Below are 233 nucleotides of genomic sequence, written 5' to 3'. Positions count from 1 at the left end.
GGAGCGGCAAATTGCCAAGGTCTGCCGTAAGGTGGTCAAGGAACATACCGGGCAGAAGCAGGTCAAGGTCAAGGTGGCCAGCGAGCAGTTGGAGCACCTGCTGGGCGTGCGCAAGTTCCGCTATGGTCTGGCCGAGCAGCAGGACCAGATCGGTCAGGTTACCGGCCTGGCCTGGACCCAGGTGGGCGGCGAGTTGCTGACCATCGAGGCCGTGGTCATTCCCGGCAAGGGCC

General features: G+C 63.9%; 1 protein-coding gene. It reads left to right on the top strand.

Features of this window, described 5'->3' with window-relative positions; all coding sequences use genetic code 11:
- Positions 1–233: S16 family serine protease (locus tag SB719_RS22785; RefSeq protein ID WP_412160129.1), on the top strand; the 233-nt coding region annotated here is incomplete at both ends.

Origin of the sequence: Pantoea sp. SIMBA_079 (assembly GCF_046940275.1) — a bacterium.
GTDB classification, from domain to species: domain Bacteria; phylum Pseudomonadota; class Gammaproteobacteria; order Enterobacterales; family Enterobacteriaceae; genus Pantoea; species Pantoea borealis.
Note: the sequence above shows the minus strand (reverse complement) of the source record. Positions and strands in the feature narration are given on the sequence as shown.